This is a genomic window from Cupriavidus sp. MPR-AND1C (assembly GCF_058809705.1).
In genome coordinates this window covers 1-22,325 of sequence record NZ_JBXASU010000021.1, presented here as the reverse complement: position 1 = coordinate 22,325, position 22,325 = coordinate 1, and the positions used below count along the sequence as shown (strand labels likewise).

Sequence of the window (22,325 nt, the reverse complement as noted above, 5' to 3'; positions counted from 1 at the left end):
TGCTGTGCTCTTTCCTGCTGTCGTGCCTTTCCGTTTGCTGCCTTATCCTGTGCGCCCATTGCCAAGGAAGCGGCGCATGCCTGCCGCCGCTTCGGCGCTCGTCACCTGCGCCACGAACGCCACGCGCTCGCGCTCAAGCCCGGCGGCCAGCGCATCGGCATCCCAGCGCAGCAGCGCGCGCGTATGCGCCACGCTGCCGGGTACCTTGTCCTTCAGGCCGGCCGCCAGGGACAGCGCCATCGCCTCGGCCTCGCGGGCCGGCGCGAGATGCGTCGCCAGGCCCAGTGCCACGGCCTGGCTGGCCGTCAGCGTGGCGTTCTCAAGCTGGATCGCCCGCGAGCGTGCGACGCCGATCAGTCGCGGCAGCATCGCCGTCCAGCCACCGTCCGGGCTGAATCCCACCACGGTGTAGTAAGGCGCAATGCGCGTGCCCTCGCCCAGCACCGTCATGTCGCAGGCCAGCACCAAGCCCAGTGAGCCCCCCGTCAGCCAGCCCTCCACCGCCGCGATCACCGGGCAGCGCAGCGCCGCCAGGCGCAGGATGGCTGCGTTGAGCAGGCCGAGCAGGCGCTGCGCATACTGCGCCAACTCCGCGCTTTGCGGCACAAAGGCGGCAAAAGCACCGACATCGCCGCCCGTGGAAAACGAGCGCCCCGCATGGCTCAGCACCACGGCGCGCACATCCGGGTCCGCCTCCATGCGCTCCAGCGCGGCCAGCAGCGCTTCGAGCAGTTCCGGCACCAGGCTGTTGTGCCGCTCGGCGCGATTGAGCCGAAGCACGGCCGTGCTGCCAACACGTTCGACCAGCACCAACGCGCTCATCGCGCCGCCAGCCCGTGCGAAATCATGTCAAAGGCCGTATCCACCACCTTGTCCATCGACGCCGGCCGCTTCCACAGCGCATAACGCATGCCCAGGAAATTGCTGATGCCGATCAGGCACCACGCCCGCACTTCGGCGTCGCCCGGCGAGATCTCGCCTTGCTCCTCGGCCTTGCCCAGGCGCCGGCTATAGACGTCGGCGAACACCTGGAAGTAACTGCTGTAGATAGTCTCGTCAACCGAATAGGAATCGAGCACGATGCGATACAGATTCTTGTGGCGCGACACAAAGGACAGGAACGCCTTGAGCCCGAGCCGCTCGGCCTCGATCTGTGTCTGCGCCGGCCCAACGTGCTTGCGCAAATGGGCCCGCACCAGTTCCAGCATGTGCTGCACCAGCGCGCGGAAGATGTCTTCCTTGTCCTTGAAATAGAGATAAAAGGTGCCCATGGCCACCTCTGCCTCCTGCGTGATCTCGGAGATCGAAGCCACGTAGTAGCCCTTCTCGCCGAACACTTTCTCGGCGGCGCGCAGCAGCGCTTCGCGGGTCTTCTGGCCGCGCGCGGTCTTGGGCTGGCTGACGCCGGATTCGGTAAGGGACATCGGGGCTCCGCAGTGGCTGGTCAGACCGGAAAACGGCAGTCAGGCAGCGGCATTGCACCGCGGAAACCGCCTGCTCCGGCGACCCTTAAAACATGATAACTGATTCATGTTTCATGATATAAAGTTAGCGATCCGTATGTCAATACATGGCTTACCCGGAGCTTTGGCCACGCACGTGGTGGCCAGGCCAGACACCCAGACTGGAAGTTCGCCATTGGATGCTTCACACGCCATGACTAACGCCGAGCCCGTCCCCGCCTTTGATAGCCACCCGGCTTCCGGCTCGCGGCCCGGCTGGCGGGAGGCCGGCGATGGCCGGGCACTGCTGTTGCTGCACGGCTGGTCGCTATCCGGCGAGGCGTTCGACGGCCAGCGCGCGCTGGCGCGTGATGGCTATCGTGTGATCGCCCCGGACCATGCCGGGCATGGCTTGTCTGCTGCACTGCCGCACGCCGGACAAGCCAGCCTTGCGCAACTTGCCGCCGATGCGGCCGGGTTGATCGGGTACCTGGGACTGCAGGACGTGGTGGTAATTGGGTGGTCGATGGGCGCCATGGTGGCCTGGGAGTTGATGCGCGGTGAGCCCACCCTGCCCTTGGCGGCAATCGGCGCCATCGACATGACACCGCGGCTGGCCAGCGCGGCGGACTGGCCGCATGGCCTGCATGCGCACTACGACACCGCGCAGGCGGCCCACATGGCCGCGCATGTGCGCCAGGACTGGCCGCGCCTGATCGACTCGGTGCGCGCCGGCTTATGGGCCGCCGGCAGCAAACCCGATGCGCTCGAGATGGACCGGATCGCCGGCATCATGCGCCAGTGCGCGCCGGATGCGCTTGCCGCGTTGTGGGAAGACATGGCCCGCCAGGATTACCGCGCGGCGTTGCGCGATGCTCGCCTGCCTTTGTTCCATCTGGTCGGGGAGCGCAGCCGCCTCTACGCGCCAGCAGTGGGGCAGGCCACGCTGGCGCTGCAGCCGGCTGCCCGGCTTGTCACCATCGGCGGCACCGGCCATGCCCCGCACATGGAACGGCCGGCCGCCTTTAACGCCGCGCTGGCGCAGATGCTTGCGTGGCTGGATTCATTGGCGTCGTCAGGCTCATTGGCGTCAACGGACGCTCAGGCCAGCAGCCGATAGGTCCACAGGCCCAGCGCGGTCAGCAGCAGCGAACCGCCAAGGTGTGCCAGCAGGTGGACCGCCGCCCAGCCATAGTCGCCCGCAATCAGGTTGCCCACGACCTCGCTGGAAAACGTGGAAAACGTGGTCAGGCCGCCCAGGAAGCCGGTCACCGCCAGCAAGCGCCATTCGGGCGGCAACTCCGTATGCGCGCCGAAGAATCCCACCGCCAGCCCGATCAGGTAGCCGCCGACCAGGTTGGCCGTCAGTGTCCCATAGGGCAACGCCGGGTTGGCGGCATTCCACAACACTGAGAACGCCCAGCGCAGCCAAGCTCCCACCGCGGCCCCGACCCCGACCGCCACAAAACCGAGCGCGCCCATCAGCGCTTGAGACCCAAGGGTTCCGCCGGCTCCACCTCGCCCTGGCCCTCGCCCTCTGCGCTGGCATTGAGCGAGCGAATGCCCCAGCGCGCCAGCGCGGACGCATCGGTCACGCGCGCGTCGACCCAGCGCGCGCCCTGCGGCGTCTGCTCCTTCTTCCAGAACGGCGCCTCGGACTTGAGGTAATCCATGATGAATTCGCAGGCGGCAAAGGCGTTGCCGCGATGGGCGGAGGCTACCGCCACCAGCACGATCTGGTCCAGCGGCAGCAAGGGGCCGACGCGATGCACGATGGTGACGCCAAGCAGCGCCCAGCGCTCCCGCGCCACCGCTTCGATCCGGGCCAGCGCCTTTTCGGTCATGCCGGGATAGTGCTCCAGCTCCATCGCGCTGACCGCGCTGCCGTCGTTCATGTCGCGCACCGTGCCGACAAAGCTGGCCACCGCGCCCACGCCTGGCTGCTCACGGCGCAGTACCATCACCTCGGCACCCAGGTCGAAATCCTCGCGCTGTACTCTGACGCTCATTTCAGCCTCCGGTCACGGGGGGGAAAAACGCCACTTCGCAGCCCTCGGCCAACACACTATCCGCACTGGCCACCTCATGGTCCACGGCCATGCGCAAGGCACGGCCCTCGGCCAGCACCTCGGCCCAGGCGCCGCCGCGGGCTCCAAGCCAATGGCGCAGGTCCGCCACGGTAGCCACCTCGGCCGGCACCGCGACGCGCTCCTGCCCCAGGCCCAACTGCTCGCGCACGCTGGCAAAAAAACGGAGTTCGATGTTCATGGCGGTCTCGCTCCTTATGCCAGCAGGCCGTCGAAGCCGATGAACTGCACAGTATCTCCCCGCGCGATCGGCTGGTTGGGCGGGTTGTCGACCAGGCCTTCGCCCCACACCGTGGAAGTGAGCACGCCCGAGCTCTGGTTGGGGAACAGGTCGAGCCCGCCGGCCTGGTTGAGGCGCACGCGCAGGAACTCGTTGCGGCGGTCGCCCTTGGGCAGGTCGAAATCGGCACGCAGCGGCAGCCGGCGCGGCATCACGTCCTGCACGCCTTGCAGCCGCAGGATGAAAGGCCGCACAAACAGCAGGAAGGTAACGAAGCTCGAGACCGGATTACCCGGCAGCCCCAGGAAAAACGCCGGCGCCTGCCCGGCGCGCGCCACCTCGCCGAACGCCAGCGGCTTGCCCGGCTTGATGGCGATCTGCCACAGGTTGAGCCGCCCTTCGGCCTCGACTGCCGGCTTGATATGGTCTTCCTCGCCCACGGAGACGCCACCCGACGTGATGATCAGGTCATGCCCCTCGGCTGCCCGGCGCAGGGTGTCGCGCGTCGCGGCCAGGGTGTCAGGCACGATGCCGAAATCGCTGACCTCGCAGCCGAGGTTTTCCAGCAGCCCGCGCAGCGTGAATCGGTTGGAGTTGTAGATGGCGCCCGGCTTGAGCGGCTCGCCCGGCATGGCGAGCTCGTCGCCGGTAAAGAACACGGCCACCTTGACGCGCCGCACCACGTCCAGCGACGCCTGCCCCACCGAGGCCGCCAGGCCCAGCGCCTGCGGCGTCAGGCGCGTGCCGGCCGGCAGGATCACGCTGCCGGCGCGGATGTCCTCGCCGGCCCGGCGGATCCACTCGCCCGGCTGCGGCGTGTGATTGACGATCACATCCTCACCCTGCGCCACGCACTGCTCCTGCATGACCACTGCGTCGGCCCCCGGCGGAATCAGCCCACCGGTAAAGATGCGCGCCGCCGTGCCGGCCGCCAGTGCCGTGCCGACATGGCCGGCGGGGATGCGCTGGGCCACCCGCAGGCGCGTGCCGGGCGCCGCCAGGTCGGCGCTGCGTACCGCGTAGCCATCCATCGAGGTGTTGTCGGCCGGCGGCACGTCCAGCGTGCTCGACACCGGCGCGGCCAGCACGCGGCCATTGGCGTCGAGCGTGGCGATGCGCTCTGCCTCGGCGAGCGGGCGGGCGCCGGCCAGCAAGGCTTCGAGGGCCTGAGCCATGGTCAACATGGGGGGGCGTGCGGGCGCGGCGGCTTGGGTCATGAGGAAAACGGGTAAGTGAGACAGCGTAGTCAGCGTAAGCAGTGTCAGACCGCAAACCCATGGCCATTCGGCGCCCATGGGAAACGGCCCGCGTACCGCCCCCGATACATCCGGAGCAATGCGAGGGCCGTGCGATTTCTGCTCGGCAAGTCTGATTGTAGCGAGTTGGCGCGCTGCCGGCAGGAACACCGCCGGCAGCGGCCGGGGCTACAGGCCGGTGTGGCCGGCGATGTAAGCCTTGATCCGGTCGGCATCCGCCGGCATCACCTCGAAGCGCTGCGGCAGGTTTTCGATGCCTTCGAAGGCTGCCGGACGCTCCGGCTCATGGCCAAGCGCCGCGCGGATGGTGTCGGCGAACTTGGCCGGCAGCGCGGTTTCCAGCACCAGCATCGGCACGCCGGGCGTGAGATGCTCGCGCGCGACCTTGATGCCATCGGCGGTGTGGGTGTCGATGGTGATGCCGTAGCGCTCGGACAGGTCGCGGATGGTGGCGAGGCGATCTTCGTGCGTGCTGCGGCCCGAGACGAAGCCGAAGGCGCGGATGCGCTCGAATTCCGGTGTGCCGGACAGATCGAAGCCGCCCTTGGTGTCGACGTCTTCGCGGAACATCTTGGCCAGCTTGTCGCCATCGCGGCCCAGCAGGTCGAAGACAAAGCGCTCGAAGTTCGACGCCTTCGAGATGTCCATGCTCGGGCTGGAGGTGTGATACGTCTCGGCCGACTTACGCACGCGGTAGGTACCGGTGCGGAAGAACTCATCGAGCACGTCGTTCTCGTTGGTGGCAACCACCAGCTTGTCGATCGGCAGGCCCATCATGCGCGCGATATGGCCCGCGCAGACGTTGCCGAAATTGCCCGACGGCACGCAGAACGAGACCTTCTGGCCCGGACCGTCGGTAGCCAGCAGCCAGCCCTTGAAGTAGTACACCACCTGGGCCACCACGCGCGCCCAGTTGATCGAGTTGACCGTGCCGATCTTCTGGCGAGCCTTGTAGCCGAGGTCGTTCGAGACCGCCTTGACAATGTCCTGGCAGTCGTCGAACACCCCTTCCACCGCCAGGTTGAAGATGTTCGGGTCCTGCAGGCTGAACATCTGCGCGGTCTGGAACGCGCTCATCTTGCGGTGCGGGCTGAGCATGAACACGCGGATGCCGCGCTTGCCGCGCATGGCGTATTCCGCCGCGCTGCCGGTATCCCCGGAGGTAGCGCCCAGGATGTTCAGCTCCTGTCCGGCCCGCGCCAGCGCGTACTCGAACAGGTTGCCGAGCAGCTGCATGGCCATGTCCTTGAAGGCCAGCGTGGGGCCATTGGACAGGCCCAGCAGCTGCAGCTGCGTGCCGCCCTCTTCGCCCAGCGTGCGCAACGGGGTGATGTCGGCGGTGTTGTCGCCGGGGCGGGCGTTGCAGTACACCTCGGCGGTGTAGGTCTTGCGCGTCAGGGCGCGCAGGTCCTCGGCCGGGATGTCGTCGCAGAAGCGGGACAGGACTTCAAAGGCGAGATCGGCGTACGACAGCTTGCGCCAGGCCTCCAGCTCGTCGGCCGTGACCTGCGGGTACTCCCGGGGCAGGTACAGGCCGCCGTCCGGCGCCAGGCCGCCCAGCAGGATCTCGGAGAAGGTTTGCGGCATCTCATGGCCGCGCGTCGACTGGTATTTCATCGGTGCGTTCAGTTCAGTTCTTCCATGCGCAGGCGCGTGACGGCCGACAGCACGGTCGGCAGCGCCTCGATCTTGGCGATGGCGGCGTTGACCTGCTTCTCGAGGGTGAGGTGCGAGAGCATGATGATGTCGGTCTGCGGCTCGCCTTCACGCGACTCCTTCTGCAGCATGGCATCGATGGAGATGCCGGCGTCAGCCAGGATACGGGTGATGTCGGCCAGCACGCCGGCCTCGTCCGCCACACGCATGCGCAGGTAGTACGAGCTGGTGACTTCTTCGATCGGCAGCACCGGCACGCTGGACAGTTCGTCTGGCTGGAAGGCCAGGTGCGGCACGCGGTGCTCGGGGTCGGCAGTGTGGAGGCGGGTCACGTCGACCAGGTCGGCGATCACGGCCGAAGCGGTCGGCTCGGCGCCGGCACCCTTGCCGTAGTACAGCGTGGCGCCCACGGCGTCACCTTGCACCAGCACGGCGTTCATGGCGCCTTCCACGTTGGCGATCAGGCGCTTGGCCGGCACCAGCGTCGGGTGCACGCGCAGCTCGATGCCGTTCTCGCGGCGACGCGTGAGACCCAGCAGCTTGATGCGGTAGCCCAGCTCTTCGGCGTAGCGGATATCCACGGCCGATAGCTTGGTGATGCCTTCCACGTAGGCCTTGTCGAACTGCACCGGCATGCCAAAGGCGATCGAGCTCATCAACGTGATCTTGTGCGCCGCGTCGATGCCTTCGATGTCGAAGGTGGGATCGGCCTCGGCATAGCCCAGCGCTTGCGCTTGCTTGAGCACGGTGCCGAAGTCCAGGCCCTTGTCGCGCATTTCCGACAAGATGAAGTTGGTGGTGCCGTTGATGATGCCGGCGATCCACTCGATGCGGTTGGCGGTCAGGCCTTCGCGCAGCGCCTTGATGATGGGGATGCCACCGGCGACCGCGGCTTCGAAGGCGACGATCACGCCCTTCTTGCGCGCGGCTTCGAAGATCTCGTTGCCATGCACGGCCAGCAGCGCCTTGTTGGCGGTGACCACGTGCTTGCCATTCTCGATGGCCTTGAGCACCAGTTCGCGGGCGATGCCGTATCCGCCGATCAGCTCGATCACGATGTCGATCTCGGGACGGGTGACGACCTCGTTGGCATCGGCCACCACCTCGACCTGCCCACCGGTCAGCTCGCGGGCGCGTTCGGTGTTGAGGTCGGCCACCATGGCAATCTCGATGCCGCGCCCGGCGCGGCGGCGGATTTCTTCCTGGTTACGTTGCAGCACATTGAACGTGCCGCTACCGACGGTACCGATGCCAAGCAGGCCTACTTTGATGGGATTCATGGACGATCTGACTCTGAGTTGCTGAAAAATGGATTGCGCCGCAAGCGTGCCGGTTCAGGCCGCGCGGCCGTGGCGTTTGCGGTAGGTCTCGAGGAAGCGCCCGACGCGGCTGATGGCCTCGCGCAGGTCTTCCTCGTGGGGCAGGAACACGATACGGAAATGGTCGGGCTTGCCCCAGTTGAAGCCAGTGCCCTGCACCAGCAGCACCTTGGACTCCTGCAGCAGCTCATAAATGAACTCCTGGTCGTCCTGGATCGGGTACATCGACAGGTCGAGCTTGGGGAACAGGTACAGCGCCGCCTTGGGCTTGACGCAGGTCACACCCGGGATCTGCGTGATCAGCTCATGGGCTAGATCGCGCTGGCGGCGCAGGCGCCCGCCTTCGCCCACCAGGTCGTTGATGCTCTGGTAGCCGCCCAGCGCGGTCTGGATGGCCCACTGGGCCGGCACGTTGGCGCAAAGGCGCATCGAGGACAGCATGTTCAGCCCCTCGATATAGTCCAGCGCGGGCCGCTTGTCGCCCGACACCACCATCCAGCCGGCGCGGTAGCCGCACGAGCGGTAGTTCTTGGACAGGCCGTTGAAGGTCACGGTCAGCACATCGGTCGACAACGCGGCGATGGACGTGTGGCTATGGCCGTCGTACAGCACCTTGTCGTAGATCTCGTCGGCAAAGATGATCAGGCCGTGTTCGCGCGCGATCGCCACAATGGACTTGAGCAACGCGTCCGAATACAGCGCGCCTGTGGGGTTGTTCGGGTTGATGACGACGATGGCCTTGGTATTCGGCGTGATCTTGGCGCGGATATCGTCCAGGTCGGGCATCCACTCATTGGCCTCGTCGCACACATAGTGCACCGGGGTGCCGCCCGACAGGCTCACCGCCGCGGTCCACAACGGATAGTCCGGCGCCGGGACCAGCACTTCGTCGCCGCTGTTGAGCAGCGCGTTCATGGACATCACGATCAGCTCGGAGGCACCGTTGCCAACGTAGATGTCGTCCAGCCCCACACCCTCGATATTCTTCTGCTGCGTGTAGTGCATGATCGCCTTGCGCGCGGCGAAGATGCCCTTGGAGTCCGAATAGCCAGCCGAATTGGGCAGGTTGCGCATCATGTCCTGCTGGATCTCTTCCGGCGCATCGAAGCCGAAGACGGCCAGGTTGCCGATGTTCAGCTTGATGATCTTGTGGCCTTCCTCCTCCATCTGCTTGGCCTTCTCCAGCACCGGGCCGCGGATGTCATAGCAAACATTGTTGAGCTTGTTGGATTTCTGGATCGGTTTCACGGCGATGTTGGCAGGAGGCAAGCGCCACCGGGTAGCGGCGGCTATCTAGGGAATCTGGGTGGAAATGGAGCGGCCCGGGTAGCCTGTGCGCTGCGTTGCAACGCAAAACGTGGCAGGCAGGGAGGCAAAAGCTATAATTTATCGGATTATGACAGACTTCGGCAGGGATTCTTGCATTGCAGCGTACGCCGCCGGTACCACGGGGCTGCGGCAAAGCCGCCCGGCCCGCCTGCCCCAAAATGCTATCAACCCGCCCTGCGCTGCCCCGGCCGAGTCGCCGCGCGCGCCGCGCAGGGCAGCGCCAGATAAGGTTCGCCCTTGAAACTCCACGCTGACCAGCCCAATGCCCTCAATACGGTAACGTCGTACGGCCCGGGCTATATCGAAATCAATATGGTGCGCCACACCCAATCCGTGCTGGTCATGCCCGAAGGCGAGATCCAGCCCTGGCCGGTGCAACGCTTCGAAGACCTGGAACCCGCGCATTTCGAGGGCCTGCTGGCGCACTCGCCCGAGGTGGTGCTGCTGGGCACCGGCAGCCGCCTGCGCTTCCCGCATCCCCGGCTGACCGCCTCACTGGCGCGCCTGCATGTCGGGGTGGACGCCATGGATCTGCAAGCCGCCTGCCGCACATACAACATCCTGATGGCTGAAGGCCGCAAAGTGGCGGCCATCCTGCTGCTGGAGGAGCCTGCCTGAGCCCGCCCGGCGGCCCGGAAGGCCGGTTCTCGCAAGTTAGGCACACGCCACGCTTGAAGTTAGCCGCCCTGCCCCCATCTGCCGCCACCATGGTGGCCGCACTCACGCAGCCACCCCCTTCCTGTCCCTCCCAGGAGCCATAAGAATGACAACAGCCAGTCTCAGCCAGCCCGTACCCGATTTCAGCGCGCCCGCCACCGGCGGCACGTTCAGCCTTGCCGCCCAGCGTGGCAAGACCGTCGTCCTGTATTTCTATCCCAAGGACAACACCCCGGGCTGCACCACCGAAGCCATGAACTTCCGCGACCAGCATGACGCCTTCGTCAAGGCAGGCACGGTGGTCTTCGGCATCTCGCGCGACAGCCTGAAGTCACACGAGAACTTCAAGGCCAAGCTGGAACTGCCCTTCGAGTTGATCTCCGATGGCGATGAAGCTGTGTGCCATCTGTTCGATGTCATCAAGATGAAGAAAATGTATGGCAAGGAAGTGCGCGGCATCGAGCGCAGCACCTTCATCATCGACGGCAAGGGCATCCTGCGCCATGCGCTGCGCGGCATCAAGGTGCCCAACCACGTCGACGAGGTACTGGAAATCGTGCGCGGGCTCTGATCCGGGGCTTGATCCACGATGGCTCGGCCCGGCGCTTTAATGCGGCGCAGCAACACCTTCAAAAGTCCTCTCGGCAAGCGATTGCAAAAGAGAAAACCTTCGGATACATTGACCTTTAATGAGTTCAAGATCCGGATGCCACGCTGCTTCATCGTCCCGGCCCAGGCGCACCCTGCCACAGGCCGGTAGCGGACCTGCCGTGTCTCCGGTCCGAAAGAAAGCCGCCAAACCTGCCACCCAGGTTGGCGGCTTTTTTGTTTGTGTGTTTTGCACGCAGGACACGATCCCCGAGTACGCGGCGCCATGCGGCCGCGCCAGTGTCCTGCGCCGTTTTCCAGCCGTCTTCTCCCCCTGAAAGGAAAGCCTAGCATGCCGCTGCCGACCATGCCCGCCAAGCCTGCCCAATTGCTTGACCCGAGCGAATTCGCCCCGGTGACCAAGCTGACTAAGGCCAAATCAGCGTCGCAGGGAAAGAAACCTGTGCCGGCGCTGGAGCGTGTGGCCTTGCTGGAAACCGGAACTAGCAAAGCGGAAAATGCGCCGGCCGTGGTGGCCAGCGCCAGCGGTTCGACGCGAGCGCGCACCAAGGATGCGCCGCCGTCCGCGCTGAAGTCCGTGCCATCGCTGGCCGCCGTGCCCAAGGCTCCCGCCAAGGCCCCCGGCACGACCAACCGTCGCATGCAGAAACACACCGGCCCCAGCAAGCTGTTCGTGTTGGACACCAATGTGCTGATGCACGACCCGTCCTCGCTGTTCCGTTTCGAAGAGCACGACGTCTATCTGCCGATGATGACGCTCGAGGAACTGGACAACCACAAGAAGGGCATGAGCGAAGTCGCGCGCAACGCCCGCACCGTCAGCCGCACGCTCGACGCGCTGGTGGGCGGCACCGACGGCGTGCTCGACGACGGCTTGCCGCTCGCCAAGCTGGGCAACCGCGACGCGCAGGGCAAGCTGTTCCTGCAAACCAAGCTCAATGAGATCAAGCTGCCCGACGGCCTGCCGCAGGGCAAGGCTGACAACCAGATCCTGGGCGTGGTCAGCGCCCTGCAGCAGCAGTTCCCGGAGCGCCAGGTCGTGCTGGTGTCGAAAGACATCAACATGCGCATCAAGGCGCGCGCGCTCGGCCTGCCCGCCGAGGATTACTTCAATGACCAGGTCCTCGAGGACAAGGACCTGCTGTACTCGGGCGTGATGCTGCTGCCCAACGACTTCTGGGCCAAGCATGGCAAGGGGGTGGAAAGCTGGCAGGATCCGAAGTCCGGCGCGATGTTCTATCGCCTGACGGGGCCGCTGGTGCCCTCTTTCCTGGTCAACCAGTTTGTCTTCCTGGAACCCAGCGACGGTAGCCTGCCGCTGTACGCCCAGGTCAAGGAAATCAACGGCAAGACTGCGCTGCTGCAAACGCTCAAGGACTACACGCACCACAAGAACAATGTGTGGAGCGTGACCGCCCGCAACCGCGAGCAGAACTTCGCGCTCAACCTTCTGATGCATCCGGAGATCGACTTCGTCACCCTGCTGGGCCAGGCCGGTACCGGCAAGACCCTGCTGGCGCTGGCGGCGGGCCTGGAGCAGGTGCTCGACCAGAAGCTCTACAACGAGATCATCGTCACCCGCGCCACCGTGCCGGTCGGCGAGGACATCGGCTTCCTGCCGGGCACCGAGGAAGAAAAGATGCAGCCCTGGATGGGCGCCTTCGACGACAACCTTGAAGTGCTGCAAAAGAGCGACGACAGCGCCGGCGAGTGGGGCCGCGCGGCGACTCAGGAACTGATCCGCTCGCGCATCAAGGTCAAGAGCATGAACTTCATGCGCGGACGCACCTTCGTCAACAAGTTCGTCATCATCGACGAGGCCCAGAACCTGACGCCCAAGCAGATGAAGACGCTGGTAACGCGTGCCGGCCCCGGCACCAAGATCATCTGCCTGGGCAACATCGCGCAGATCGACACGCCTTACCTGACCGAAGGATCGTCCGGTCTTACCTACGTGGTCGACCGGTTCAAAGGCTGGAGCCACAGTGGCCATGTGACGCTGGCGCGCGGCGAACGCTCGCGCCTGGCCGACCATGCCGCGGATGTCCTCTAAGGGGCGGGGGCGCATCATCGCTGAAGACTAAGCTTTCGCAACTTCTGGCACCATCGGATGCCTTGTAGGACCGCGACCGGCAGATTTGCCTGCCGGCGTGGCCTAGCATCAAAGCATCCGGAGCGCCCGCCATTTCGGCATTTCGCGTGCCGGCGCCTGGCGGGCGCTTTTTTTGCCCCTCCCGGCTTGTTGGATCGATGGAGACATTGATGGACAACCACCTGCACCACACACCGCTGCGGCTCGCGCTGGCCAGCAGCGCCGCGATTGCCGCGGCCTCGTTGCTTGCGGGTCCCGCGCTCGCCGCTGACGAAATGGTAATCCGCACCATGGGCCCCGTCAGCTATGTCTGCGGCGGCATTGCCGCGGACGAGCAACAGCAACTGGCCGCGCAGCAAAAGAACTTCAACATGGGCCTGCTGTTTACCCAGGGTGAGCGCGGCGAATTCCTCGCGGACGTGGCCGTCAAGATGACGCGCGACGGCCACGAAGTGGCCAGCTTTACCGCTTCCGGACCCAAGTGCCTGATCAAGGCCCCGCAAGGCAGCTACAATATCGAAGCGACTTATAAGGGACAGGCCAGGTCGGTCAACGTGAGTACGGGCACCTACAACGCGCAATTGCGCTGGTAAGGCGCCAGGGGAGGCACCCTCACCGGGCGGTACCCCTCACGCCACGGCTCCTGGCCCGGGATCGGACCAAGAAGGATGCCTCTGCGCCAGATAGCCCCTGCCGGAAGACGTGTGCCCAGCCAGGCCGACGTGTTCCACACTGCCCGCCTGCCCCTGCTTTGCGCGGCGGCATTGCTGCTCGCTGCCTGCGCTTCGACGCCGCCTGGGCGCTATAGCGCCCAGCCGCGTCCGGCAGGCACCCCCATGGTGGATCCCAGCGCCGGGCTGGAAGAAGTCTCCATCCAGGCGATGTCGCTGGTTGGCACGCCCTATCGCTATGGCGGAAATACGCCTGACTCGGGCTTCGACTGCAGCGGCCTGGTCCGCTATGTGGTGCTGCGCGCCGCCAACGTCAACCTGCCACGCACCACCGACGCCATGGGCGAGCGCGGCGTCTCGCTGGAGCGCGGCCAAGTGGCCTCGGGCGACCTGGTTTTCTTCAATACCACCGGCCGGGCCAATTCGCATGTCGGCATCTATGTCGGGCAGAACCGCTTTGTCCACGCGCCATCCACCGGCGGCACGGTTCGGCTCGAAGACATGACCAAGTCGTACTGGGCCTCCCGGTACAACGGCGCGCGGCGGGTTGCATCGGGCATCAACCAGGCACCGGCATCGGCCGCGCCCCCGGCCGCACCAGCATCGCCGCCGCCTTCCGTTGCGCCCCCGGCCCCCGTGGATGACGATCCGATTGCCGCGTTCGCCAATCGTTAGCCATCTCGGCTCCGGCCTTCCCGACAAACAAAAAGCCAGGCATTGCGCCTGGCTTTTTGTTTGCTTGTGTCGAGCGAGAATCCGATGACCCGAAGGCTTAGAGGATATGCCGGCCAATCCACCATGCGATGGCGGCCATGAAGGCAGATGCGGGAATTGTCAGCACCCAGGCCCAGACGATGTTGCCAGCCACGCCCCAGCGCACCGCCGACATCTTCTGCACCGAGCCCACGCCGACGATGGCGCCGGTGATGGTATGGGTGGTCGACACCGGCACGCCCAGCGCCGAGGCGATGAACAGCGTGATGGCGCCGCCCGTCTCCGCGCAGAAGCCGCCTACCGGCTTGAGCTTGGTGATCTTCTGGCCCATGGTGCGCACGATGCGCCAGCCACCAAACATGGTGCCCATGCCGATCGCCACGTAGCAGGAAACGATGACCCAGATCGGCGGCTCCGCACCGCCCTGCGCCACGTGGCCGCTAGCGATCAGCAGCATCCAGATGATGCCGATGGTCTTCTGCGCGTCATTGCCGCCATGGCCCAGGCTGTACAGCGATGCCGAGACCAGCTGCAGCCTGCGGAACCAGCGATCGACCCGCGACGGCGGCGTACGGAAGAATGTCCAGGCCACGATCACCATCATCAGCGAACCGAGCAGGAAGCCCAGCAGCGGCGAAATGACGATAAAAGCCACGGTCTTGAGAAGACCGCCGCCCACCAGTGCGCTGGTGCCGCTCTTGGCCACCGCGGCCCCGACCAAGCCACCGATCAGCGCGTGCGAGGACGACGAGGGTATGCCGTAGTACCAGGTGATCAGGTTCCAGGCAATGGCACCCATCAGGGCACCGAAGATCACGTAGTGATCGACGATATTGACATCGATCGTGCCAGTCCCGACGGTTGCCGCCACCTTCAGGTGGAAGATGAAAATCGCCACCACATTGCACATGGCCGCCATGGCCACCGCGTGGTGCGGCTTGAGCACGCCCGTCGACACCACCGTGGCAATCGAGTTGGCGGCATCGTGAAAGCCGTTCATGAAATCGAACAGCAGGGCGAGAGCCACCAGCAGGCCAATGACCCACAGGCTCATTTGTATTGTTTGCATGCCGATTTGTGCCTCAGGCGTTTTCCAGGACGATGCCTTCGAGAATGTTGGCGACGTCCTCGCACTTGTCGGTAATGGTTTCGAGCTGCTCGTAGATCGCCTTCAGCTTGATCAGGCGCTTGACGTCCGTTTCGTCGCGGAACAGCTTGGACATGGCGGCGCGCATCACGCGATCAGCCTCGGACTCGAGCTGGTCGATCTGCTGCGCCGTCTTCAGGATGGCGCCGGCATTGCTCATGTCCTCGAGCAGGCCTACCGCGATCTTGACCTGGTCGCAACACTGCACGCAGATGGAGGCCAGCTTGCGTGCCTCATCGGTCAGGCTGGTCACGTCGTACAGCGAAATGGTCTCCGCCACGTCTTCCATCAGGTCGAGGATGTCGTCCATCGTGGTGATGAGCTTGTGGATCTCATCGCGGTCCAGCGGCGTGATGAAGGTCTTGTGCAGCAGGTCGATCGTGTCATGCGTGATGCGATCGGCTTTCTTTTCCGTGGCCTGCACGCGGCGGGCGTGGGCCTCGGCATTGGGCAGGTCGTTGACCAGCACTTCCAGCTCGCGGGCGGCTGTCACCGCGCAATCAGCATGCTGGTTGAAGTATTCGAAGAACTTGCCCTCAGTGGGCATGAATCGGCCGAACATGGAATGTTCCTTGTCGAAGCGCGGGGGCGCCGCGGGTAGTTACTGAATCAGGCGGATACGCATTAAACGACAGCCGCCCGAGGGCGGCTGTCATCAAAACGCAATATTTTACAGGTTTGTGCCGCGATGCCGGGGGACTTTGACACGCGGCAGGCACGATCGACTGTGGCCACCGAGCCACGATGCCCGGCAAGCCGCGCCACGACTGGCTTCAGTTGTCGTTGTCGAAGAAGGCGGGGCCGCCGCTGAAGTTGTCGAACTTGGTGAACTGCCCCAGGAACGTCAGCCGCACGGTGCCAATTGGGCCATTACGCTGCTTGCCGATGATAATCTCGGACGTACCCTTGTCCTGCGAATCGGGGTTGTAGACCTCGTCGCGGTAAATAAACAGGATCACGTCGGCATCCTGCTCGATAGCGCCGGATTCACGCAGGTCGGACATCACCGGGCGCTTGTTCGGGCGCTGTTCCAGGCTTCGATTCAGCTGCGACAGTGCGATCACCGGGCAGTTGAGTTCCTTGGCCAGGCCCTTGAGCGAGCGCGAGATTTCCGAGATTTCGGTGGCGCGGTTTTCCCCGCCGCCCGAGCCCGACATCAGCTGCAGGTAATCGATGACGATCAGTCCGAGCTGGCCGCATTGTCGTGCCAGCCGCCGCGAACGGGCGCGCAGCTCCATCGAGCTCAGTGCCGGTGTTTCGTCGATGAACAATTGCGCATCGTTCATGCGCTGGATGGCATGCGTGAGCCGCGGCCAGTCTTCGTCAAGCAGGCGGCCGGTACGCAAGCGGTGCTGATCAAGCCGGCCGACCGAGCCCAGCATACGCATGGCCAGCTGCGTACCCGCCATTTCCATCGAGAACACGGCCACCGGCAGGCCCTGCTCCACCGCCACGTGCTCGCCGATATTCAGCGAGAAAGCGGTCTTACCCATGGAGGGGCGCCCCGCCACGATGATCAGGTCGCCCGCTTGCATGCCACTGGTCATGCGGTCCAGGTCGATAAAACCGGTAGGCACGCCAGTGACGTCGGTGCTCGAGTCCCGGTGGTACAGCTCGTCGATGCGCTCGACCACCTGGGTCAGCAGCGGCTGGATTTCCTGGAACCCCTTCTGCCCGCGCGAGCCCTCCTCGGCGATGGCGAACACCTTGGATTCCGCCTCGTCGAGCAACTCCCGCACCTCGCGCCCTTTGGGGGCGAAGGCCGCGGTAGCGATATCGTCGGCCACGGTCACCAGCTTGCGCAGCACCGAGCGCTCGCGCACGATCTCCGCATAGCGGCGGATATTGGCCGCGCTGGGCGTGTTCTGCGCCAGGGAATTCAAATAGGCCAGGCCGCCCACCTCTTCCGCCTTGCCAGCGCCTTGCAGCGACTCGTAGACGGTGATGACGTCGGCGGGCTTGGTCGCGGCGATCAACCGGGAGATGCTCTGGAAGATCATCCGGTGATCGAAGCGATAGAAATCGGCTTCGTTCAGGAAGTCGGCGATACGGTCCCAGGCGGCATTGTCCAGCAGCAGGCCACCCAGCACCGATTGCTCGGCCTCGATGGAATGCGGCGGTACCTTGAGATTGTCTAGTTGGGGGTCTGCGACAGGCGCGTTCATAGGGGGGGATTATAACGGTCGGCGCCAGCGCGCCGGCGGAGAATTCGCAGCCAGCCGTTGGGGCATCCTGCCGTGTGACGGCGGGACAACCGGCCCCGCCTTGTAGCGATCGGGCAATCGGGCAATCGGGCAAGCAAGGGGTGCGGCCAAACAAAAAGGCAGGAGCATCGCGCTCCTGCCTTTTTGTTTGGTCAAGCAAGTGGCGCTGGCATCCGGCTCCCACCTGCCCGAAGGACAAGCAGGAACCGGCAGCAACACCGAAGCTTAGACGTGTTCGCCCAGGACGGAAACCGTCACGTCGACCAGCACGTCGGTGTGCAGCGAGACGCTGACCGGGTGGTCGCCAACAACCTTCAGCGGACCATTCGGCAGGCGCACTTGCGCCTTCTCGACCTTGAAGCCTTGGCCAGCCAGGGCTTCAGCGATGTCGGCGTTGGTCACCGAACCGAACAGGCGGCCGTCCACACCCGACTTCTGGGTGATTTGCACGGTCAGGCCGTTCAGCTTTTCGCCTTCGGCTTGCGAAGCTGCCAGCTTTTCAGCGGCTGCCTTTTCCAGTTCGGCGCGCTTGACTTCGAACTCGCTGATAGCGGTCTGGGTAGCGCGGCGGGCCTTCTTGTTCGGGATCAGGAAGTTACGGGCGTAGCCGTCCTTCACGCGAACGATGTCACCCAGGTTGCCCAGGTTGATGACTTTTTCAAGCAGAATAATTTGCATCGTGTTTTCTCCTTAACGGACCTAGGGCCGATCAGTTCTTGTGCAGGTCGGTGTAGGGCATCAGCGCGAGGAAACGCGCGCGCTTGATGGCCGTGTCGAGCTGACGCTGATAGTGCGCCTTGGTGCCGGTCAGGCGGGCCGGCGTGATCTTGCCGTTGTCGCCGATGAAATCCTTCAGGGTGTCCAGATCCTTGTAGTCGATCTGTTCCACGCCAGCCACGGTGAAGCGGCAGAAGCGCTTGCGCTTGAACAGCGGGTTTTGCTGTTGGAAGCGCTTCTTGTTCTTGTTGTCACGTTTGACGAATGCCATGATTCAATCCTTTTCGAATGCTTTACATCCAGTGATGTGAAAGACGAGAGCCTTGCTGTTGCGGTGCCTGCGGGCCAGGAATCCTTCGCAGTCGAGCATCGCGCCGAGCGGGGTACGCTCAAGCCGCTGGCCGATCTGACCGATTCCCATGGCGGCGATGGCGAACTCCACCTGCCTGGGCGTTTGCGCCTCGACCGTCTCGCCCGCGTACTGCAAGATGCAGTTGACCACGGGGACCCCGGCCGGGGTGTAACGCAAGGCATCGCGTTCCGCGAGCGTTGCGCAGAGCCTTAACTGGTTCAACGCACTCTCCCGCACCGATGCCCGCACTTGCCGCTGCGGCGATCAACGCCGGCGGCAACCACAACAGTCCGCACTTAGGCGGCCTGGACTTCGCTGGTCTGTTGCGCGGCCTTGCGAGCTTCTTCGCGCTGCACTTCCTTCATCATCGGGGACGGTGCGGTTTCAGCCTTCTTGGTCTGAACGATGAGGTGGCGCAGCACTGCATCGTTGAACTTGAACGCGTGTTCGAGTTCAGCCAGGGTTTCCTTGCCGCATTCGATGTTCAGGCAAACGTAGTGAGCCTTGGCCAGCTTCTGGATCATGTAGGCCATCTGACGGCGACCCCAGTCTTCCACGCGGTGGATCTGGCCTTCCTGGGACGTGACCAGCGTCTTGTAACGCTCGATCATGGCCGGGACTTGTTCGCTCTGGTCCGGATGGACGATAAATACGATTTCGTAATGACGCATTGACGCTCCTTTTGGATAAGCTGCCCGAGCGCCATGTCCGGTGCAGCAAGGTTGAATAGCCTTAAAGTATAGCGTGCTTTTGCTATCGGGAGCAAGACGCCTCAGTTTTCGGTGAATAGTGCCTGCAGCGCCGCCGGGTCCTTTGCCAGCCCTGGCTCAGCAGCCAGAGCCAGCGCCAGGAGCACGCGCGCCTTATAAGGATTGAGGTCGCCGGCCGAAACAAAAACGCCCGCCGCAGGCCGGGGAGGCGCAGGAATCGCCACATGCCCCGCTCCTGTGCGCGAACTGCGCACCACTGCCACGCCCGCGCCAGCAGCATCAGTCAGCGCCTCCACCAGCGACTGGTGGACCGACCCGTTGCCAGCCGCCGCCACGACCAAGCCCGACACGCCCGCCTGCGCCAAGGCATCCACCACGATCCGGCCCGGCTCCGCATAGCTAGCCACGATCTCGACCTGCGGCCATGCGCCAGGAACCGGCCAGGCCTTGGCCGGCAAGCGGCTGGGGGTGCGCACAAAGCGCACGAGGTTGTCCTGAACAAAACCAATCGGCCCGGATACCGGAGACACAAACGCATTCACCGCCGATGTGTGCGCCTTCATCACATCGCGCCCTGCGTGGATCTCCTGATTGATCACCAGCAGCACGCCCTTCGCCGTCGCGCCAGCATCCGCCGCCACGCGCACCGCATCCAGCAGGTTCAACGGGCCATCCGCCGACAACGAGGTCGACGGCCGCATCGCAGCCGTCAGCACAACTGGCACCGTACCCACGCAAGCCAGGTGCAGCAGCATGGCCGTTTCTTCCAGGGTATCGGTGCCGTGCGTAATGACAATGCCCGACACATCGGGCTGCGCGGACCAGAACGCCACGCGCTCCACCAGCCTTGACCAGAGCGCGAACGACATGTCCTTGCTATCTACCTGTGCGAGCTGCTCAGCTTCGATCCGCGCCACCGCGCCCAGCGCCGGCACCGCGTCAAGCAGCGCCGTCACCGGCACCGTCGCCGCCTGGTATTTCGCACTGCTAGCTGGATTGGAAGAAGAACCGGCAATGGTGCCGCCAGTAGCGAGCACGACGACACGAGGCAGGAGAGACATGGCGGGAAAGTGGCCGGGAGCCAGAAAAGTTGAACAGCAAGCAGCGCAAGACGCTTCGGGTGCCGCGGATTGTAACCCTCCGCACGCCCGTCACGGCACGCGCCAAGACCCGTGGGACGCACCTGTCAATGCGCAAACTCCCAAAAATTCCGCTTGCACTTCACTCGATACTGTATAAAATCACAGCATACTGTTTAAACATACAGTGCTCACAAACACCGGCGACCATGGCGACCCTGACACCGCGACAGCAGCAGATTTTCGACTTGATCCGCAGCAGCCTCCAGCACACGGGCTTCCCGCCCACGCGCGCCGAGATCGCCGCCAAGTTCGGCTTCTCCTCACCCAATGCAGCCGAGGAACACCTACGTGCCCTGGCCCGCAAAGGCGTGATCGAGCTCACCCCCGGCGCCTCCCGCGGCATCCGCCTCAAGGTCTCCCGCAGCGACTCGGAGCTGCCCGACCAGTTCTCCCTGCCTATGGCCGGCGTCATGCAGCTAACCCTGCCACTGGTCGGGCGCGTCGCAGCCGGCAGCCCGATACTCGCCGCCGAACACATCGACCGTCAATACCAGGTCGACGCCTCGGTGTTCGACGTGCAGCCCGATTACCTCCTCCGGGTGCGTGGTCTCAGCATGCGCGACGCCGGCATCCTCGATGGCGACCTGCTCGCCGTCAAGCGCGCCAGCGAAGCCGCCAACGGCAAGATCGTTGTAGCGCGCCTGGGCGACGACGTCACCGTCAAACGCCTCAACCGCCGCGGCGACATCATCGAGCTGATAGCCGAGAACCCCGACTTCCCCAGCATCATCGTGCAAGCCGGCCGCGAAGAGTTCTCACTAGAAGGCATCGCTGTCGGCCTCATCCGACCCAGCGCGTTCTGACGAGTGCGGCTGAGGCGGGCGAACCCCGAACAAGCCGACACCCGATTGTGCCAACGCACCCGCATAGCGGGTACCGCTAACTGTTGTTGCAAGTCACCAGGTGTAGCCATGCTGCCAGCCAACCGCCTCTCCGCCCGCCGCCCCGTCAAGCCCGTGCCCTTCCGCCAATCCAAAGGCGTGCGCATCTACCAGGGCGCACAACGACGCACCATGGTTGGCAGCATGGCCGCTATCTGCCGAATGCTCGAGTTGGAGGAATCGTCCAAGCTGGCTGGTTAATGGAAGGCACCAAAAAAATTTGTGCCGAGTACTAGCCATCCGTCTCTTGGCATTGTATGATCTTGTTCTTCGTCGTTCGGCACCAAGCAAAACGACATCGACGGTGGCTGTAGCTCAGTTGGTAGAGTCCAGGATTGTGATTCCTGTCGTCGTGGGTTCGAGTCCCATCAGCCACCCCAGAATTCTCTTTACAAAACAGCGCCTTAGCTAAGGCGCTGTTTTTGTTTGCGCGTCCCAAAGCGATGTTCTATTCCCGCCATATCCCGCCATATTCCCACGGTGGGAATACTCGGCACCCTCATCCCCACCCCCGCCCCCTAACAGCCAGCTCGATCACCACGCAAGGCATCGAGACTCGCCACATCGAGAAGATTGCGTGGACCGCCAATTCCCTGTCATTCGGGCATGATGCCCTTGAAGTCGCGTGCCGGCACGAAGGCCTTAGCATCCAGCCAGCCGTAGCGCACGTCACCCGCACTCAGTTGCCCATCTGCCATAGCCGCACCGGCGACGCGCAGCAGGCGCTCGCGCGCCTCGCCGGACACCGATAGCAGCCACGCCGTTCAGGCTCTCCCCGATCAGCTCTTCTGCGCCGGCGCGGACGGCAAGCAGCAGCACGCTACCAAGGGCAAGAAAGTCGCGACGATCCATGGTTGCCTCCTGGCCACGAGTTGGCGGGTGTAGATGTCGGCAGCTTAGCGGATCTGGAACCAACCGCCTTCCCGGGCCATCGCGCTAAACTCGACGGTGGACGCCATCACGATGAATCGTCGCATGGGCGAAAGTGAACAACCAACTAATCGGCAAGAGGGAAGCCGAAGACATCCAGCATTTCGATCGTGCAAAAGCAAAACCCCCCAGTACTTTCGTACTGGGGGGTTTCAAGGGAGAGCCTGGCGATTACCTACTTTCACACGGG

The 22,325-nt window shown here is 64.3% G+C and carries 26 protein-coding genes and 1 tRNA gene; 9 read left to right on the top strand and 18 right to left on the bottom strand.

All coding sequences use genetic code 11. The features are described 5' to 3' along the window. Positions 1–42: 42 nt before the first annotated feature. Positions 43–822 carry an enoyl-CoA hydratase/isomerase family protein gene (locus AC1RWI_RS14115; protein ID WP_043347204.1) on the bottom strand — a complete coding sequence of 260 codons (780 nt, stop codon included), beginning with the start codon at positions 820–822 and terminating at the stop codon, positions 43–45. Further along, on the bottom strand, positions 819–1,424 hold the full coding sequence (locus AC1RWI_RS14110) for a TetR/AcrR family transcriptional regulator (RefSeq protein WP_006161576.1): 606 nt from the start codon (positions 1,422–1,424) through the stop codon (positions 819–821). Before AC1RWI_RS14110 ends, AC1RWI_RS14115 begins: the two co-directional genes overlap by 4 nt. Positions 1,425–1,656: 232 nt before the next feature. Between AC1RWI_RS14110 and AC1RWI_RS14105 the strand changes: the two genes are divergently transcribed. Next, positions 1,657–2,562: an alpha/beta fold hydrolase gene (locus AC1RWI_RS14105; protein ID WP_492867024.1), complete on the top strand. Its 906-nt coding sequence runs from the start codon at positions 1,657–1,659 to the stop codon at positions 2,560–2,562. On the opposite strand, the gene crcB is transcribed toward AC1RWI_RS14105, so the two are convergent. The 7 genes from crcB to AC1RWI_RS14070 all read right to left on the bottom strand — a co-directional run bounded on the left by crcB (position 2,544) and on the right by AC1RWI_RS14070 (position 9,228). Beyond that, positions 2,544–2,924, bottom strand: a complete 381-nt coding sequence (gene crcB, locus AC1RWI_RS14100) for a fluoride efflux transporter CrcB (RefSeq protein WP_043347207.1) — start codon at positions 2,922–2,924, stop codon at positions 2,544–2,546. The two genes, AC1RWI_RS14105 and crcB, sit on opposite strands and share 19 nt — an antisense overlap. Next, the gene (gene moaE, locus AC1RWI_RS14095; RefSeq protein ID WP_492867022.1) at positions 2,924–3,451 is read right to left on the bottom strand and encodes a molybdopterin synthase catalytic subunit MoaE; all 528 of its coding nucleotides are present in this window, start codon (positions 3,449–3,451) and stop codon (positions 2,924–2,926) included. Before moaE ends, crcB begins: the two co-directional genes overlap by 1 nt. Before the next feature lies 1 nt (position 3,452). Beyond that, entirely contained in the window at positions 3,453–3,710 is a 258-nt protein-coding gene (moaD, locus tag AC1RWI_RS14090) for a molybdopterin converting factor subunit 1 (protein ID WP_043347211.1), read from the bottom strand. Between the two features lie 14 nt (positions 3,711–3,724). After that, positions 3,725–4,966, bottom strand: coding sequence for a molybdopterin molybdotransferase MoeA (locus AC1RWI_RS14085; protein WP_043347214.1), 1,242 nt, complete (start codon positions 4,964–4,966; stop codon positions 3,725–3,727). 207 nt (positions 4,967–5,173) lie between these two features. After that, positions 5,174–6,622, bottom strand: coding sequence for a threonine synthase (gene thrC / locus AC1RWI_RS14080; protein WP_043347216.1), 1,449 nt, complete (start codon positions 6,620–6,622; stop codon positions 5,174–5,176). Between the two features lie 8 nt (positions 6,623–6,630). Then, the gene (locus AC1RWI_RS14075; RefSeq protein WP_043347219.1) at positions 6,631–7,941 is read right to left on the bottom strand and encodes a homoserine dehydrogenase; all 1,311 of its coding nucleotides are present in this window, start codon (positions 7,939–7,941) and stop codon (positions 6,631–6,633) included. Between the two features lie 54 nt (positions 7,942–7,995). Beyond that, the gene (locus AC1RWI_RS14070; protein ID WP_043352029.1) at positions 7,996–9,228 is read right to left on the bottom strand and encodes a pyridoxal phosphate-dependent aminotransferase; all 1,233 of its coding nucleotides are present in this window, start codon (positions 9,226–9,228) and stop codon (positions 7,996–7,998) included. Positions 9,229–9,546: 318 nt separating this feature from the next. Here AC1RWI_RS14070 and AC1RWI_RS14065 point away from each other — a divergent pair, with 318 nt between their 5' ends. From AC1RWI_RS14065 to AC1RWI_RS14045, 5 genes are all read left to right on the top strand, one after another. Continuing rightward, the gene (locus AC1RWI_RS14065; RefSeq protein WP_043347222.1) at positions 9,547–9,927 is read left to right on the top strand and encodes an Mth938-like domain-containing protein; all 381 of its coding nucleotides are present in this window, start codon (positions 9,547–9,549) and stop codon (positions 9,925–9,927) included. 145 nt (positions 9,928–10,072) lie between these two features. Next, the gene (locus AC1RWI_RS14060; protein WP_492867019.1) at positions 10,073–10,537 is read left to right on the top strand and encodes a peroxiredoxin; all 465 of its coding nucleotides are present in this window, start codon (positions 10,073–10,075) and stop codon (positions 10,535–10,537) included. A 369-nt stretch (positions 10,538–10,906) separates the two neighbouring features. After that, the gene (locus tag AC1RWI_RS14055; protein WP_043347227.1) at positions 10,907–12,628 is read left to right on the top strand and encodes a PhoH family protein; all 1,722 of its coding nucleotides are present in this window, start codon (positions 10,907–10,909) and stop codon (positions 12,626–12,628) included. A gap of 209 nt (positions 12,629–12,837) precedes the next feature. Then, positions 12,838–13,260 (top strand): hypothetical protein, encoded by a 423-nt coding sequence (locus AC1RWI_RS14050; protein WP_492867017.1) that lies wholly within the window; start codon positions 12,838–12,840, stop codon positions 13,258–13,260. A gap of 75 nt (positions 13,261–13,335) precedes the next feature. Then, a complete protein-coding gene (locus AC1RWI_RS14045; RefSeq protein WP_043347234.1) occupies positions 13,336–14,013 on the top strand; it encodes a C40 family peptidase in 678 nt (225 codons plus the stop codon). Between the two features lie 97 nt (positions 14,014–14,110). On the opposite strand, the gene AC1RWI_RS14040 is transcribed toward AC1RWI_RS14045, so the two are convergent. From AC1RWI_RS14040 to AC1RWI_RS14005, 8 genes are all read right to left on the bottom strand, one after another. Beyond that, positions 14,111–15,121, bottom strand: a complete 1,011-nt coding sequence (locus tag AC1RWI_RS14040) for an inorganic phosphate transporter (protein WP_043347237.1) — start codon at positions 15,119–15,121, stop codon at positions 14,111–14,113. Between the two features lie 13 nt (positions 15,122–15,134). Beyond that, entirely contained in the window at positions 15,135–15,761 is a 627-nt protein-coding gene (locus tag AC1RWI_RS14035) for a DUF47 domain-containing protein (protein ID WP_043347240.1), read from the bottom strand. Positions 15,762–15,972: 211 nt separating this feature from the next. Continuing rightward, the gene (locus AC1RWI_RS14030; protein WP_043347242.1) at positions 15,973–17,364 is read right to left on the bottom strand and encodes a replicative DNA helicase; all 1,392 of its coding nucleotides are present in this window, start codon (positions 17,362–17,364) and stop codon (positions 15,973–15,975) included. A gap of 264 nt (positions 17,365–17,628) precedes the next feature. Then, positions 17,629–18,081, bottom strand: a complete 453-nt coding sequence (gene rplI / locus AC1RWI_RS14025) for a 50S ribosomal protein L9 (RefSeq protein WP_043347244.1) — start codon at positions 18,079–18,081, stop codon at positions 17,629–17,631. Positions 18,082–18,112: 31 nt separating this feature from the next. Beyond that, complete coding sequence (gene rpsR, locus AC1RWI_RS14020; RefSeq protein WP_006163606.1) at positions 18,113–18,391, bottom strand: 30S ribosomal protein S18; 279 nt, start codon at positions 18,389–18,391, stop codon at positions 18,113–18,115. A gap of 3 nt (positions 18,392–18,394) precedes the next feature. Then, the gene (gene priB / locus AC1RWI_RS14015) at positions 18,395–18,694 is read right to left on the bottom strand and encodes a primosomal replication protein N (RefSeq protein WP_043352030.1); all 300 of its coding nucleotides are present in this window, start codon (positions 18,692–18,694) and stop codon (positions 18,395–18,397) included. Between the two features lie 74 nt (positions 18,695–18,768). Then, entirely contained in the window at positions 18,769–19,143 is a 375-nt protein-coding gene (rpsF, locus tag AC1RWI_RS14010; RefSeq protein WP_006163598.1) for a 30S ribosomal protein S6, read from the bottom strand. A 101-nt stretch (positions 19,144–19,244) separates the two neighbouring features. Then, positions 19,245–20,243, bottom strand: a complete 999-nt coding sequence (locus tag AC1RWI_RS14005) for an asparaginase (protein ID WP_043347249.1) — start codon at positions 20,241–20,243, stop codon at positions 19,245–19,247. Between the two features lie 227 nt (positions 20,244–20,470). On the opposite strand from AC1RWI_RS14005, the gene lexA reads away from it, so the two are divergent. The 3 genes from lexA to AC1RWI_RS13990 all read left to right on the top strand — a co-directional run bounded on the left by lexA (position 20,471) and on the right by AC1RWI_RS13990 (position 21,585). Then, positions 20,471–21,127 (top strand): transcriptional repressor LexA, encoded by a 657-nt coding sequence (gene lexA / locus AC1RWI_RS14000; protein ID WP_043347250.1) that lies wholly within the window; start codon positions 20,471–20,473, stop codon positions 21,125–21,127. 108 nt (positions 21,128–21,235) lie between these two features. Continuing rightward, positions 21,236–21,406 (top strand): hypothetical protein, encoded by a 171-nt coding sequence (locus tag AC1RWI_RS13995; RefSeq protein WP_170301734.1) that lies wholly within the window; start codon positions 21,236–21,238, stop codon positions 21,404–21,406. Between the two features lie 103 nt (positions 21,407–21,509). After that, a tRNA-His gene (locus AC1RWI_RS13990) sits at positions 21,510–21,585 on the top strand. A 216-nt stretch (positions 21,586–21,801) separates the two neighbouring features. Here AC1RWI_RS13990 and AC1RWI_RS13985 read toward each other — a convergent pair. Continuing rightward, complete coding sequence (locus AC1RWI_RS13985) at positions 21,802–21,951, bottom strand: hypothetical protein (RefSeq protein WP_492867013.1); 150 nt, start codon at positions 21,949–21,951, stop codon at positions 21,802–21,804. Positions 21,952–22,325 lie beyond the last annotated feature (374 nt).